At 50.1% G+C, this 16,491-nt stretch carries 2 protein-coding genes and 8 rRNA genes; 1 reads left to right on the top strand and 9 read right to left on the bottom strand.

What is annotated here, in order from left to right; translation table 11 throughout:
• Window positions 1–205 precede the first annotated feature (205 nt).
• A complete protein-coding gene (locus FOF60_RS01615; protein WP_192473830.1) occupies window positions 206–571 on the top strand; it encodes an NIPSNAP family protein in 366 nt (121 codons plus the stop codon).
• A gap of 19 nt (window positions 572–590) precedes the next feature.
• On the opposite strand, the gene FOF60_RS01610 is transcribed toward FOF60_RS01615, so the two are convergent.
• The 9 genes from FOF60_RS01610 to FOF60_RS01570 form a co-directional block, all read right to left on the bottom strand.
• On the bottom strand, window positions 591–2,300 hold the full coding sequence (locus FOF60_RS01610) for a methyl-accepting chemotaxis protein (protein ID WP_192473831.1): 1,710 nt from the start codon (window positions 2,298–2,300) through the stop codon (window positions 591–593).
• Window positions 2,301–2,854: 554 nt separating this feature from the next.
• Window positions 2,855–2,970: ribosomal RNA gene (gene rrf, locus FOF60_RS01605) — 5S ribosomal RNA — on the bottom strand.
• Window positions 2,971–3,047: 77 nt separating this feature from the next.
• A 23S ribosomal RNA gene (locus FOF60_RS01600) occupies window positions 3,048–5,982 on the bottom strand.
• Between the two features lie 225 nt (window positions 5,983–6,207).
• Window positions 6,208–7,757: ribosomal RNA gene (locus tag FOF60_RS01595) — 16S ribosomal RNA — on the bottom strand.
• Window positions 7,758–8,072: 315 nt separating this feature from the next.
• A 5S ribosomal RNA gene (gene rrf / locus FOF60_RS01590) occupies window positions 8,073–8,188 on the bottom strand.
• Between the two features lie 77 nt (window positions 8,189–8,265).
• A 23S ribosomal RNA gene (locus tag FOF60_RS01585) occupies window positions 8,266–11,200 on the bottom strand.
• Between the two features lie 225 nt (window positions 11,201–11,425).
• Window positions 11,426–12,975: ribosomal RNA gene (locus FOF60_RS01580) — 16S ribosomal RNA — on the bottom strand.
• A gap of 315 nt (window positions 12,976–13,290) precedes the next feature.
• Window positions 13,291–13,406: ribosomal RNA gene (rrf, locus tag FOF60_RS01575) — 5S ribosomal RNA — on the bottom strand.
• Window positions 13,407–13,481: 75 nt separating this feature from the next.
• Window positions 13,482–16,416, bottom strand: a 23S ribosomal RNA gene (locus tag FOF60_RS01570).
• Together the 16S, 23S and 5S rRNA genes form the textbook arrangement of a ribosomal RNA operon.
• Between the last annotated feature and the right edge of the window lie 75 nt (window positions 16,417–16,491).

Raw genomic sequence — 16,491 nt, 5'->3', positions numbered from 1 at the left:
TCGCAGCTAGACAAGCGATTCGAGGGACTAGGCGATGGAGCTAGACACTATTTTTTAAACCATTACTAAAAAGATTCTTATTTTAAGGTTTCCTTAACCTCATGTTTTGAAACTTTTTAAAATAAAAAATGATGAGTGATTGACTGTCTCCGTTTCATGCCGAATAATATGGAAGAGTATACCAGCAAAATAAGGAGTGTATATATTGTTCTTTCGCCGCAAGTTTTACATAGTAAAAAATGAATTCATTTTACCATTCAATCGCTTATTCAACGACATTAACCTGCCTAATCAATTAAAATATGGAGCACGGCTAATCGGCAGGTGGATGCTGCCCCATGATGATAATACAACAGAAATATTCGCTATTTGGGAATACGACAGCTATGAGGCCTATCTCGAAATAGAGAAAGATGTCAGAAGCGATATAGAACATCTTAAGCGAATTCGAAATTGGTACGATGAACATGGCGGGAAGGAGTATGTTCAAAAACAATACTTTTTGGAAGCCAGGAATGAAAAGCTGCTTTCCACCGTCTCCATAGATAAGAAAACATCAAGCCATTCATAATTGGCTTGATGTTTAGGTTTTATATTCTAAAAGCAGTTACTGTATCCTTCAGCGTTTCAGCCATTGTCGACAGATTGTTTGCAGAGGCGGTTATTTCTTCCATGGAGGCTAATTGTTCCTCAGCCGACGCGGCAACATTCTGGCTATGCAGTGAGGAATCCCTGGATATAGAGGCCATTCCATTGACTGTTGCTGATATTTCTTCTGTACTTGCAGACATCTGTTCTGCGGTAGCAGCCATCCCTTCGACTTGTCCGCCCAGATTCTCCATAGACCGAAGGATTTCCTGAAAGCTTCTTTGCGAGCCTTCAACTATTTCAAGGCCACTCAGCACCTCTTTTTTGACAGTTTCCATCGAATCATTTGAATGCTCCATATCTATTTGGATATGCCTTATCAAACCTGAAATCTGTGAAGACGAGACCTGGGACTGCTCTGCCAATTTCCTAACTTCCGCTGCAACCACAGCAAACCCTTTTCCATGGTCTCCCGCTCTTGCCGCTTCAATGGCTGCGTTAAGCGCGAGTAAATTAGTTTGATCAGCTATTTGGGTAATAGCCTCTGATATACTCCCAATCTGTCTGGACCTTTCATTCAGCAAGCGGATGACTTCTCCAGTTTCATTAACAGAAGCATGAATCAAATCCATCTGGCTTGCTGTCTGCTGGACAAATTCCTCACCCTGTCTGGCATGATCACTTGCTTCCAAACTGGCTTCAGCAATCAAAGAGGAGGTCTCCGCAATATTAGCGACTCCCTTAGCCAGCTCCTCCAATGAACTCGCACTTTCCTCTATACCCTGTGTTTGAGATTCCGAGCCGCCGGCAATTTGCTGAATCGCCTCTGTTATCTGCTCAGTCGCCCTGCTTGTCTGTTCAGCGCCTGCATTCAACTCTTCTGAAGATGCAGCAACCTGTTCGGATGTTTCCAACACCTCTTTCAGCATCGAGCTTAGACTATATTTCATCTTATTGAAACTATTAGCAAGATCGCTAAGTTCATCTCCACTATGATCCTCAATCTCTGTGGTAAAATCCCCCGCACCAGCCCTAGTCATTGCTTCCGATACTGCCACAAGCCTTCTTCTGAGGGCACGCGTAAACAAATAGATCCCTATCGAAGCGATGACGACGACAATGATCACCTGGATGATAAATTTAGTCATGAAAGATGATAGAATATCTTCAATCGTCTTCTCTGAAGATCCCACATAGAATATCCCAATTGCTTTACCATTCTGATCCTTTATAGGCGTATAAGCTGTTTGATAGGAATAACCCGCGACTATCGCTTCACCATAGTACGGTTTCCCTTGCTTCAGGACGACATCAGCTACTTCATCAGAAACCTTCGTTCCTACAGCACGCTTACCTTCAAGCATTACATTTGTCGCTATCCGGGTATCTCCCTGAAAAATCGTTACCGTATCACCTGTATCATTACCAATCGTATCTACAATCTCATGGTAATCATTAAAGAGCTGATCAGCTTTATATAACTGACCATTTTTTATTTCCCATTCACCCGGAAACTTATTGTTGATATACCGCTCACTAAGAGCAAGGTCTCCCCTTGCCTTCTCCACCGCAAAAGACTTGATTCCCTTTGTCACTTCCCTGGTTACTACTACACCAATAATCACAGATAACAACAGAACCGTGCCTAGTACAATTAAATTAATTTTAGTCCCTAATTTAAGGCCAAGACCCTTTTTTCTTTTCCCCACCATTCATGCTCCCCCTTGATGATATTCACTACTTAGATACAAACCTAGCGATACTTGCTAGAGTAATATCGGAAGAGTAGAGCATATATTCATGATCCGTTAGGGGTTTTCATAAAATGTACACATTTGAAGTTAGACTAAAGGATAGACATTTGATTTTGCGTACACATTTAAGAACAGCGTTTATTGCTGTTCTTAAATGTGTTTTGAGGTTGCACTGTGTATTGTTGTTCTGACAGCTATTTTTCTGTAGTTGGGGCTTCTTCTGACACTTTATCGTGATTTACCTTCAAACCTGTCTGAAGTTGCAACAGGTTCAGACAGCTTTTTGTATTTCACCTCCAAACCTGTCCGAAGTTGCACCAGGTTCAGACAACTTTACGATCTTTTCCTCCAAACCTGTCTGAAGTTGCATCTGATTCAAACATCTTTTCGTTCATTACCTGCAAACTTGTCCGAAGTCAGGCCAAATATAATCAGTTGCTGCTACATTTCCAACACCTTTTATAAATTTGCATACAAAAAAAAGAACAGCCATTACAGCTGTTCTTTCGTGTGCCCGGCGGCGTCCTACTCTCACAGGGGGAAACCCCCAACTACCATCGGCGCTGAGAAGCTTAACTTCCGTGTTCGGTATGGGAACGGGTGTGACCTTCTCGCCATCGCCACCAGACTATTTGGTTTGAGGTTTTATTCCCTCAAAACTAGATAATGTTTGTAAGAAGAAAACAAGAAGAACGAGTAATCATTTTGGTTAAGTCCTCGAACGATTAGTATCAGTCAGCTCCACACGTCACCGCGCTTCCACCTCTGACCTATCAACCTGATCATCTTTCAGGGTTCTTACTAGCTTGCGCTATGGGAAATCTCATCTTGAGGGGGGCTTCATGCTTAGATGCTTTCAGCACTTATCCCGTCCGCACATAGCTACCCAGCGATGCCTTTGGCAAGACAACTGGTACACCAGCGGTGCGTCCATCCCGGTCCTCTCGTACTAAGGACAGCTCCTCTCAAATTTCCTGCGCCCACGACGGATAGGGACCGAACTGTCTCACGACGTTCTGAACCCAGCTCGCGTACCGCTTTAATGGGCGAACAGCCCAACCCTTGGGACCGACTACAGCCCCAGGATGCGATGAGCCGACATCGAGGTGCCAAACCTCCCCGTCGATGTGGACTCTTGGGGGAGATAAGCCTGTTATCCCCGGGGTAGCTTTTATCCGTTGAGCGATGGCCCTTCCATGCGGAACCACCGGATCACTAAGCCCGACTTTCGTCCCTGCTCGACTTGTAGGTCTCGCAGTCAAGCTCCCTTGTGCCTTTACACTCTGCGAATGATTTCCAACCATTCTGAGGGAACCTTTGGGCGCCTCCGTTACTCTTTAGGAGGCGACCGCCCCAGTCAAACTGCCCACCTGACACTGTCTCCCGCCCCGATCAGGGGCGTGGGTTAGAATTTCAATACAGCCAGGGTAGTATCCCACCGACGCCTCCACCGAAGCTGGCGCTCCGGTTTCTCAGGCTCCTACCTATCCTGTACAAGCTGTACCAAAATTCAATATCAGGCTACAGTAAAGCTCCACGGGGTCTTTCCGTCCTGTCGCGGGTAACCTGCATCTTCACAGGTACTATAATTTCACCGAGTCTCTCGTTGAGACAGTGCCCAGATCGTTACGCCTTTCGTGCGGGTCGGAACTTACCCGACAAGGAATTTCGCTACCTTAGGACCGTTATAGTTACGGCCGCCGTTTACTGGGGCTTCGATTCAGAGCTTCGCGTGAGCTAACCCCTCCTCTTAACCTTCCAGCACCGGGCAGGCGTCAGCCCCTATACTTCGCCTTGCGGCTTCGCAGAGACCTGTGTTTTTGCTAAACAGTCGCCTGGGCCTATTCACTGCGGCTCATCCGGGCTATTCACCCAAATGAGCACCCCTTCTCCCGAAGTTACGGGGTCATTTTGCCGAGTTCCTTAACGAGAGTTCTCTCGCTCACCTTAGGATTCTCTCCTCGCCTACCTGTGTCGGTTTGCGGTACGGGCACCTTTTATCTCGCTAGAGGCTTTTCTTGGCAGTGTGGAATCAGGAACTTCGGTACTATATTTCCCTCGCTGTCACAGCTCAGCCTTCACGCAAGCGGGATTTGCCTCACTTGCAGCCTAACTGCTTAGACGCGCATATCCAACAGCGCGCTTACCCTATCCTCCTGCGTCCCCCCATTGCTCAAACGATAAAGAGGTGGTACAGGAATATCAACCTGTTGTCCATCGCCTACGCCTTTCGGCCTCGGCTTAGGTCCCGACTAACCCTGAGAGGACGAGCCTTCCTCAGGAAACCTTAGGCATTCGGTGGATGGGATTCTCACCCATCTTTCGCTACTCATACCGGCATTCTCACTTCTAAGCGCTCCACCAGTCCTTACGGTCTGACTTCAACGCCCTTAGAACGCTCTCCTACCACTGACATCTAAGATGTCAATCCACAGCTTCGGTGATACGTTTAGCCCCGGTACATTTTCGGCGCAGAGTCACTCGACCAGTGAGCTATTACGCACTCTTTAAATGGTGGCTGCTTCTAAGCCAACATCCTGGTTGTCTAAGCAACTCCACATCCTTTTCCACTTAACGTATACTTTGGGACCTTAGCTGGTGGTCTGGGCTGTTTCCCTTTTGACTACGGATCTTATCACTCGCAGTCTGACTCCCACGGATAAGTCTTTGGCATTCGGAGTTTGTCTGAATTCGGTAACCCGATGAGGGCCCCTAGTCCAAACAGTGCTCTACCTCCAAGACTCTTACAACGTGAGGCTAGCCCTAAAGCTATTTCGGAGAGAACCAGCTATCTCCAAGTTCGATTGGAATTTCTCCGCTACCCACACCTCATCCCCGCACTTTTCAACGTGCGTGGGTTCGGGCCTCCAGTTGGTGTTACCCAACCTTCACCCTGGACATGGGTAGATCACCTGGTTTCGGGTCTACGACCACATACTCATTCGCCCTATTCAGACTCGCTTTCGCTGCGGCTCCGTCTTCTCAACTTAACCTTGCATGTAATCGTAACTCGCCGGTTCATTCTACAAAAGGCACGCCATCACCCATGAACGGGCTCTGACTACTTGTAGGCACACGGTTTCAGGATCTCTTTCACTCCCCTTCCGGGGTGCTTTTCACCTTTCCCTCACGGTACTGGTTCACTATCGGTCACTAGGGAGTATTTAGCCTTGGGAGATGGTCCTCCCAGCTTCCGACGGGATTTCTCGTGTCCCGCCGTACTCAGGATCCACTCAGGAGGGAACGAAGTTTCAACTACAGGGTTTTTACCTTCTCTGACGGGCCTTTCCAGACCACTTCATCTACCCCGTTCCTTTGTAACTCCATGTTGAGTGTCCTACAACCCCAAGAGGCAAGCCTCTTGGTTTGGGCTATGTCCCGTTTCGCTCGCCGCTACTCAGGGAATCGCGTTTGCTTTCTCTTCCTCCGGGTACTTAGATGTTTCAGTTCCCCGGGTCTGCCTTCAATGCCCTATGTATTCAGGCAAAGATACTGTTCCATTACGAACAGTGGGTTTCCCCATTCGGAAATCTCCGGATCAAAGCTTACTTACAGCTCCCCGAAGCATATCGGTGTTAGTCCCGTCCTTCATCGGCTCCTAGTGCCAAGGCATCCACCGTGCGCCCTTTCTAACTTAACCTAAAAGGTCATTTCTCTATTAAATAGAGAGAAAAACTAAAATGGCGATCACTCGGTTTTTTCTTGGTTCTTCTTACTTACGATTATCTAGTTTTCAAGGAACAAAAAAGCTTTGAGAGAATTGCTCCCTCAAAACTAAACAAACAAGCGTACAACTATGTGGATTACATCCACAGTACGAATCGAAAGATTCGCATTCCGATTGCCTTTACGGCAATATCCTTAGAAAGGAGGTGATCCAGCCGCACCTTCCGATACGGCTACCTTGTTACGACTTCACCCCAATCATCTGTCCCACCTTAGGCGGCTGGCTCCAAAAGGTTACCCCACCGACTTCGGGTGTTACAAACTCTCGTGGTGTGACGGGCGGTGTGTACAAGGCCCGGGAACGTATTCACCGCGGCATGCTGATCCGCGATTACTAGCGATTCCGGCTTCATGCAGGCGAGTTGCAGCCTGCAATCCGAACTGAGAATGGATTTATGGGATTGGCTCGACCTCGCGGTTTTGCGGCCCTTTGTTCCATCCATTGTAGCACGTGTGTAGCCCAGGTCATAAGGGGCATGATGATTTGACGTCATCCCCACCTTCCTCCGGTTTGTCACCGGCAGTCACCTTAGAGTGCCCAACTGAATGCTGGCAACTAAGATCAAGGGTTGCGCTCGTTGCGGGACTTAACCCAACATCTCACGACACGAGCTGACGACAACCATGCACCACCTGTCACTCTGTCCCCCGAAGGGGAACGCCCTATCTCTAGGGTTGTCAGAGGATGTCAAGACCTGGTAAGGTTCTTCGCGTTGCTTCGAATTAAACCACATGCTCCACCGCTTGTGCGGGCCCCCGTCAATTCCTTTGAGTTTCAGCCTTGCGGCCGTACTCCCCAGGCGGAGTGCTTAATGCGTTTGCTGCAGCACTAAAGGGCGGAAACCCTCTAACACTTAGCACTCATCGTTTACGGCGTGGACTACCAGGGTATCTAATCCTGTTCGCTCCCCACGCTTTCGCGCCTCAGCGTCAGTTACAGACCAGAGAGCCGCCTTCGCCACTGGTGTTCCTCCACATCTCTACGCATTTCACCGCTACACGTGGAATTCCGCTCTCCTCTTCTGCACTCAAGTTCCCCAGTTTCCAATGACCCTCCCCGGTTGAGCCGGGGGCTTTCACATCAGACTTAAGGAACCGCCTGCGCGCGCTTTACGCCCAATAATTCCGGACAACGCTTGCCACCTACGTATTACCGCGGCTGCTGGCACGTAGTTAGCCGTGGCTTTCTGGTTAGGTACCGTCAAGGTACCGGCAGTTACTCCGGTACTTGTTCTTCCCTAACAACAGAACTTTACGACCCGAAAGCCTTCATCGTTCACGCGGCGTTGCTCCGTCAGACTTTCGTCCATTGCGGAAGATTCCCTACTGCTGCCTCCCGTAGGAGTCTGGGCCGTGTCTCAGTCCCAGTGTGGCCGATCACCCTCTCAGGTCGGCTACGCATCGTTGCCTTGGTGAGCCGTTACCTCACCAACTAGCTAATGCGCCGCGGGCCCATCTGTAAGTGACAGCCGAAACCGTCTTTCAGCTTTCCCTCATGTGAGGGAAAGGATTATCCGGTATTAGCTCCGGTTTCCCGAAGTTATCCCAGTCTTACAGGCAGGTTGCCCACGTGTTACTCACCCGTCCGCCGCTGATCTTCAAAAGCAAGCTAATGAAGATCCGCTCGACTTGCATGTATTAGGCACGCCGCCAGCGTTCGTCCTGAGCCAGGATCAAACTCTCCAAAAAAGAGTTATGAGTTTAGCTCATAAGTTAAAACGTTGGCTCATGTTCTTATAGAAGAAACATGATCATTTATTGTTTGTTGACGCTTGTTTGTTTAGTTTTCAAAGAACAATATTTGTTGTCGTTCAAATGACAACTTTTATATCTTATCATCTTCCACCCAGCTCGTCAATACTTTTTTGAAAGTCTTTTAAACAATCAATCAAGTGGGGCTGAGTTACTATAATAACACCTCAGGTGTTACCTAACAACCAGCAATAACTGGAAAAGCATGATAAAGGGATTAAAAAAGACAGGGATCAAAATCTCTGTCTTTTCGCCCGGCGGCGTCCTACTCTCACAGGGGGAAACCCCCAACTACCATCGGCGCTGAGAAGCTTAACTTCCGTGTTCGGTATGGGAACGGGTGTGACCTTCTCGCCATCGCCACCAGACTATTTGGTTTGAGGTTTTATTCCCTCAAAACTAGATAATGTTTGTAAGAAGAAAACAAGAAGATCGAGTAATCAATTTGGTTAAGTCCTCGAACGATTAGTATCAGTCAGCTCCACACGTCACCGCGCTTCCACCTCTGACCTATCAACCTGATCATCTTTCAGGGTTCTTACTAGCTTGCGCTATGGGAAATCTCATCTTGAGGGGGGCTTCATGCTTAGATGCTTTCAGCACTTATCCCGTCCGCACATAGCTACCCAGCGATGCCTTTGGCAAGACAACTGGTACACCAGCGGTGCGTCCATCCCGGTCCTCTCGTACTAAGGACAGCTCCTCTCAAATTTCCTGCGCCCACGACGGATAGGGACCGAACTGTCTCACGACGTTCTGAACCCAGCTCGCGTACCGCTTTAATGGGCGAACAGCCCAACCCTTGGGACCGACTACAGCCCCAGGATGCGATGAGCCGACATCGAGGTGCCAAACCTCCCCGTCGATGTGGACTCTTGGGGGAGATAAGCCTGTTATCCCCGGGGTAGCTTTTATCCGTTGAGCGATGGCCCTTCCATGCGGAACCACCGGATCACTAAGCCCGACTTTCGTCCCTGCTCGACTTGTAGGTCTCGCAGTCAAGCTCCCTTGTGCCTTTACACTCTGCGAATGATTTCCAACCATTCTGAGGGAACCTTTGGGCGCCTCCGTTACTCTTTAGGAGGCGACCGCCCCAGTCAAACTGCCCACCTGACACTGTCTCCCGCCCCGATCAGGGGCGTGGGTTAGAATTTCAATACAGCCAGGGTAGTATCCCACCGACGCCTCCACCGAAGCTGGCGCTCCGGTTTCTCAGGCTCCTACCTATCCTGTACAAGCTGTACCAAAATTCAATATCAGGCTACAGTAAAGCTCCACGGGGTCTTTCCGTCCTGTCGCGGGTAACCTGCATCTTCACAGGTACTATAATTTCACCGAGTCTCTCGTTGAGACAGTGCCCAGATCGTTACGCCTTTCGTGCGGGTCGGAACTTACCCGACAAGGAATTTCGCTACCTTAGGACCGTTATAGTTACGGCCGCCGTTTACTGGGGCTTCGATTCAGAGCTTCGCGTGAGCTAACCCCTCCTCTTAACCTTCCAGCACCGGGCAGGCGTCAGCCCCTATACTTCGCCTTGCGGCTTCGCAGAGACCTGTGTTTTTGCTAAACAGTCGCCTGGGCCTATTCACTGCGGCTCATCCGGGCTATTCACCCAAATGAGCACCCCTTCTCCCGAAGTTACGGGGTCATTTTGCCGAGTTCCTTAACGAGAGTTCTCTCGCTCACCTTAGGATTCTCTCCTCGCCTACCTGTGTCGGTTTGCGGTACGGGCACCTTTTATCTCGCTAGAGGCTTTTCTTGGCAGTGTGGAATCAGGAACTTCGGTACTATATTTCCCTCGCTGTCACAGCTCAGCCTTCACGCAAGCGGGATTTGCCTCACTTGCAGCCTAACTGCTTAGACGCGCATATCCAACAGCGCGCTTACCCTATCCTCCTGCGTCCCCCCATTGCTCAAACGATAAAGAGGTGGTACAGGAATATCAACCTGTTGTCCATCGCCTACGCCTTTCGGCCTCGGCTTAGGTCCCGACTAACCCTGAGAGGACGAGCCTTCCTCAGGAAACCTTAGGCATTCGGTGGATGGGATTCTCACCCATCTTTCGCTACTCATACCGGCATTCTCACTTCTAAGCGCTCCACCAGTCCTTACGGTCTGACTTCAACGCCCTTAGAACGCTCTCCTACCACTGACATCTAAGATGTCAATCCACAGCTTCGGTGATACGTTTAGCCCCGGTACATTTTCGGCGCAGAGTCACTCGACCAGTGAGCTATTACGCACTCTTTAAATGGTGGCTGCTTCTAAGCCAACATCCTGGTTGTCTAAGCAACTCCACATCCTTTTCCACTTAACGTATACTTTGGGACCTTAGCTGGTGGTCTGGGCTGTTTCCCTTTTGACTACGGATCTTATCACTCGCAGTCTGACTCCCACGGATAAGTCTTTGGCATTCGGAGTTTGTCTGAATTCGGTAACCCGATGAGGGCCCCTAGTCCAAACAGTGCTCTACCTCCAAGACTCTTACAACGTGAGGCTAGCCCTAAAGCTATTTCGGAGAGAACCAGCTATCTCCAAGTTCGATTGGAATTTCTCCGCTACCCACACCTCATCCCCGCACTTTTCAACGTGCGTGGGTTCGGGCCTCCAGTTGGTGTTACCCAACCTTCACCCTGGACATGGGTAGATCACCTGGTTTCGGGTCTACGACCACATACTCATTCGCCCTATTCAGACTCGCTTTCGCTGCGGCTCCGTCTCATCAACTTAACCTTGCATGTAATCGTAACTCGCCGGTTCATTCTACAAAAGGCACGCCATCACCCATGAACGGGCTCTGACTACTTGTAGGCACACGGTTTCAGGATCTCTTTCACTCCCCTTCCGGGGTGCTTTTCACCTTTCCCTCACGGTACTGGTTCACTATCGGTCACTAGGGAGTATTTAGCCTTGGGAGATGGTCCTCCCAGCTTCCGACGGGATTTCTCGTGTCCCGCCGTACTCAGGATCCACTCAGGAGGGAACGAAGTTTCAACTACAGGGTTTTTACCTTCTCTGACGGGCCTTTCCAGACCACTTCATCTACCCCGTTCCTTTGTAACTCCATGTTGAGTGTCCTACAACCCCAAGAGGCAAGCCTCTTGGTTTGGGCTATGTCCCGTTTCGCTCGCCGCTACTCAGGGAATCGCGTTTGCTTTCTCTTCCTCCGGGTACTTAGATGTTTCAGTTCCCCGGGTCTGCCTTCAATGCCCTATGTATTCAGGCAAAGATACTGTTCCATTACGAACAGTGGGTTTCCCCATTCGGAAATCTCCGGATCAAAGCTTACTTACAGCTCCCCGAAGCATATCGGTGTTAGTCCCGTCCTTCATCGGCTCCTAGTGCCAAGGCATCCACCGTGCGCCCTTTCTAACTTAACCTAAAAGGTCATTTCTCTATTAAATAGAGAGAAAAACTAAAATGGCGATCACTCGGTTTTTTCTTGGTTCTTCTTACTTACGATTATCTAGTTTTCAAGGAACAAAAAAGCTTTGAGAGAATTGCTCCCTCAAAACTAAACAAACAAGCGTACAACTATGTGGATTACATCCACAGTACGAATCGAAAGATTCGCATTCCGATTGCCTTTACGGCAATATCCTTAGAAAGGAGGTGATCCAGCCGCACCTTCCGATACGGCTACCTTGTTACGACTTCACCCCAATCATCTGTCCCACCTTAGGCGGCTGGCTCCAAAAGGTTACCCCACCGACTTCGGGTGTTACAAACTCTCGTGGTGTGACGGGCGGTGTGTACAAGGCCCGGGAACGTATTCACCGCGGCATGCTGATCCGCGATTACTAGCGATTCCGGCTTCATGCAGGCGAGTTGCAGCCTGCAATCCGAACTGAGAATGGATTTATGGGATTGGCTCGACCTCGCGGTTTTGCGGCCCTTTGTTCCATCCATTGTAGCACGTGTGTAGCCCAGGTCATAAGGGGCATGATGATTTGACGTCATCCCCACCTTCCTCCGGTTTGTCACCGGCAGTCACCTTAGAGTGCCCAACTGAATGCTGGCAACTAAGATCAAGGGTTGCGCTCGTTGCGGGACTTAACCCAACATCTCACGACACGAGCTGACGACAACCATGCACCACCTGTCACTCTGTCCCCCGAAGGGGAACGCCCTATCTCTAGGGTTGTCAGAGGATGTCAAGACCTGGTAAGGTTCTTCGCGTTGCTTCGAATTAAACCACATGCTCCACCGCTTGTGCGGGCCCCCGTCAATTCCTTTGAGTTTCAGCCTTGCGGCCGTACTCCCCAGGCGGAGTGCTTAATGCGTTTGCTGCAGCACTAAAGGGCGGAAACCCTCTAACACTTAGCACTCATCGTTTACGGCGTGGACTACCAGGGTATCTAATCCTGTTCGCTCCCCACGCTTTCGCGCCTCAGCGTCAGTTACAGACCAGAGAGCCGCCTTCGCCACTGGTGTTCCTCCACATCTCTACGCATTTCACCGCTACACGTGGAATTCCGCTCTCCTCTTCTGCACTCAAGTTCCCCAGTTTCCAATGACCCTCCCCGGTTGAGCCGGGGGCTTTCACATCAGACTTAAGGAACCGCCTGCGCGCGCTTTACGCCCAATAATTCCGGACAACGCTTGCCACCTACGTATTACCGCGGCTGCTGGCACGTAGTTAGCCGTGGCTTTCTGGTTAGGTACCGTCAAGGTACCGGCAGTTACTCCGGTACTTGTTCTTCCCTAACAACAGAACTTTACGACCCGAAAGCCTTCATCGTTCACGCGGCGTTGCTCCGTCAGACTTTCGTCCATTGCGGAAGATTCCCTACTGCTGCCTCCCGTAGGAGTCTGGGCCGTGTCTCAGTCCCAGTGTGGCCGATCACCCTCTCAGGTCGGCTACGCATCGTTGCCTTGGTGAGCCGTTACCTCACCAACTAGCTAATGCGCCGCGGGCCCATCTGTAAGTGACAGCCGAAACCGTCTTTCAGCTTTCCCTCATGTGAGGGAAAGGATTATCCGGTATTAGCTCCGGTTTCCCGAAGTTATCCCAGTCTTACAGGCAGGTTGCCCACGTGTTACTCACCCGTCCGCCGCTGATCTTCAAAAGCAAGCTAATGAAGATCCGCTCGACTTGCATGTATTAGGCACGCCGCCAGCGTTCGTCCTGAGCCAGGATCAAACTCTCCAAAAAAGAGTTATGAGTTTAGCTCATAAGTTAAAACGTTGGCTCATGTTCTTATAGAAGAAACATGATCATTTATTGTTTGTTGACGCTTGTTTGTTTAGTTTTCAAAGAACAATATTTGTTGTCGTTCAAATGACAACTTTTATATCTTATCATCTTCCACCCAGCTCGTCAATACTTTTTTGAAAGTCTTTTAAACAATCAATCAAGTGGGGCTGAGTTACTATAATAACACCTCAGGTGTTACCTAACAACCAGCAATAACTGGAAAAGCATGATAAAGGGATTAAAAAAGACAGGGATCAAAATCTCTGTCTTTTCGCCCGGCGGCGTCCTACTCTCACAGGGGGAAACCCCCAACTACCATCGGCGCTGAGAAGCTTAACTTCCGTGTTCGGTATGGGAACGGGTGTGACCTTCTCGCCATCGCCACCAGACTATTTGGTTTGAGGTTTTATTCCCTCAAAACTAGATAATGTGTAAGAAGAATTCAAGAAGAACGAGTAATCAATTTGGTTAAGTCCTCGAACGATTAGTATCAGTCAGCTCCACACGTCACCGCGCTTCCACCTCTGACCTATCAACCTGATCATCTTTCAGGGTTCTTACTAGCTTGCGCTATGGGAAATCTCATCTTGAGGGGGGCTTCATGCTTAGATGCTTTCAGCACTTATCCCGTCCGCACATAGCTACCCAGCGATGCCTTTGGCAAGACAACTGGTACACCAGCGGTGCGTCCATCCCGGTCCTCTCGTACTAAGGACAGCTCCTCTCAAATTTCCTGCGCCCACGACGGATAGGGACCGAACTGTCTCACGACGTTCTGAACCCAGCTCGCGTACCGCTTTAATGGGCGAACAGCCCAACCCTTGGGACCGACTACAGCCCCAGGATGCGATGAGCCGACATCGAGGTGCCAAACCTCCCCGTCGATGTGGACTCTTGGGGGAGATAAGCCTGTTATCCCCGGGGTAGCTTTTATCCGTTGAGCGATGGCCCTTCCATGCGGAACCACCGGATCACTAAGCCCGACTTTCGTCCCTGCTCGACTTGTAGGTCTCGCAGTCAAGCTCCCTTGTGCCTTTACACTCTGCGAATGATTTCCAACCATTCTGAGGGAACCTTTGGGCGCCTCCGTTACTCTTTAGGAGGCGACCGCCCCAGTCAAACTGCCCACCTGACACTGTCTCCCGCCCCGATCAGGGGCGTGGGTTAGAATTTCAATACAGCCAGGGTAGTATCCCACCGACGCCTCCACCGAAGCTGGCGCTCCGGTTTCTCAGGCTCCTACCTATCCTGTACAAGCTGTACCAAAATTCAATATCAGGCTACAGTAAAGCTCCACGGGGTCTTTCCGTCCTGTCGCGGGTAACCTGCATCTTCACAGGTACTATAATTTCACCGAGTCTCTCGTTGAGACAGTGCCCAGATCGTTACGCCTTTCGTGCGGGTCGGAACTTACCCGACAAGGAATTTCGCTACCTTAGGACCGTTATAGTTACGGCCGCCGTTTACTGGGGCTTCGATTCAGAGCTTCGCGTGAGCTAACCCCTCCTCTTAACCTTCCAGCACCGGGCAGGCGTCAGCCCCTATACTTCGCCTTGCGGCTTCGCAGAGACCTGTGTTTTTGCTAAACAGTCGCCTGGGCCTATTCACTGCGGCTCATCCGGGCTATTCACCCAAATGAGCACCCCTTCTCCCGAAGTTACGGGGTCATTTTGCCGAGTTCCTTAACGAGAGTTCTCTCGCTCACCTTAGGATTCTCTCCTCGCCTACCTGTGTCGGTTTGCGGTACGGGCACCTTTTATCTCGCTAGAGGCTTTTCTTGGCAGTGTGGAATCAGGAACTTCGGTACTATATTTCCCTCGCTGTCACAGCTCAGCCTTCACGCAAGCGGGATTTGCCTCACTTGCAGCCTAACTGCTTAGACGCGCATATCCAACAGCGCGCTTACCCTATCCTCCTGCGTCCCCCCATTGCTCAAACGATAAAGAGGTGGTACAGGAATATCAACCTGTTGTCCATCGCCTACGCCTTTCGGCCTCGGCTTAGGTCCCGACTAACCCTGAGAGGACGAGCCTTCCTCAGGAAACCTTAGGCATTCGGTGGATGGGATTCTCACCCATCTTTCGCTACTCATACCGGCATTCTCACTTCTAAGCGCTCCACCAGTCCTTACGGTCTGACTTCAACGCCCTTAGAACGCTCTCCTACCACTGACATCTAAGATGTCAATCCACAGCTTCGGTGATACGTTTAGCCCCGGTACATTTTCGGCGCAGAGTCACTCGACCAGTGAGCTATTACGCACTCTTTAAATGGTGGCTGCTTCTAAGCCAACATCCTGGTTGTCTAAGCAACTCCACATCCTTTTCCACTTAACGTATACTTTGGGACCTTAGCTGGTGGTCTGGGCTGTTTCCCTTTTGACTACGGATCTTATCACTCGCAGTCTGACTCCCACGGATAAGTCTTTGGCATTCGGAGTTTGTCTGAATTCGGTAACCCGATGAGGGCCCCTAGTCCAAACAGTGCTCTACCTCCAAGACTCTTACAACGTGAGGCTAGCCCTAAAGCTATTTCGGAGAGAACCAGCTATCTCCAAGTTCGATTGGAATTTCTCCGCTACCCACACCTCATCCCCGCACTTTTCAACGTGCGTGGGTTCGGGCCTCCAGTTGGTGTTACCCAACCTTCACCCTGGACATGGGTAGATCACCTGGTTTCGGGTCTACGACCACATACTCATTCGCCCTATTCAGACTCGCTTTCGCTGCGGCTCCGTCTCATCAACTTAACCTTGCATGTAATCGTAACTCGCCGGTTCATTCTACAAAAGGCACGCCATCACCCATGAACGGGCTCTGACTACTTGTAGGCACACGGTTTCAGGATCTCTTTCACTCCCCTTCCGGGGTGCTTTTCACCTTTCCCTCACGGTACTGGTTCACTATCGGTCACTAGGGAGTATTTAGCCTTGGGAGATGGTCCTCCCAGCTTCCGACGGGATTTCTCGTGTCCCGCCGTACTCAGGATCCACTCAGGAGGGAACGAAGTTTCAACTACAGGGTTTTTACCTTCTCTGACGGGCCTTTCCAGACCACTTCATCTACCCCGTTCCTTTGTAACTCCATGTTGAGTGTCCTACAACCCCAAGAGGCAAGCCTCTTGGTTTGGGCTATGTCCCGTTTCGCTCGCCGCTACTCAGGGAATCGCGTTTGCTTTCTCTTCCTCCGGGTACTTAGATGTTTCAGTTCCCCGGGTCTGCCTTCAATGCCCTATGTATTCAGGCAAAGATACTGTTCCATTACGAACAGTGGGTTTCCCCATTCGGAAATCTCCGGATCAAAGCTTACTTACAGCTCCCCGAAGCATATCGGTGTTAGTCCCGTCCTTCATCGGCTCCTAGTGCCAAGGCATCCACCGTGCGCCCTTTCTAACTTAACCTAAAAGGTCATTTCTCTATTAAATAGAGAGAAAAACTAAAATGGCGATCACTCGGTTTTTTCTTGGTTCTTCTTA

The organism is Mesobacillus jeotgali, from assembly GCF_014856545.2.
Taxonomy (GTDB): Bacteria; Bacillota; Bacilli; order Bacillales; family Cytobacillaceae; genus Mesobacillus.
Note: the sequence above shows the minus strand (reverse complement) of the source record. Positions and strands in the feature narration are given on the sequence as shown.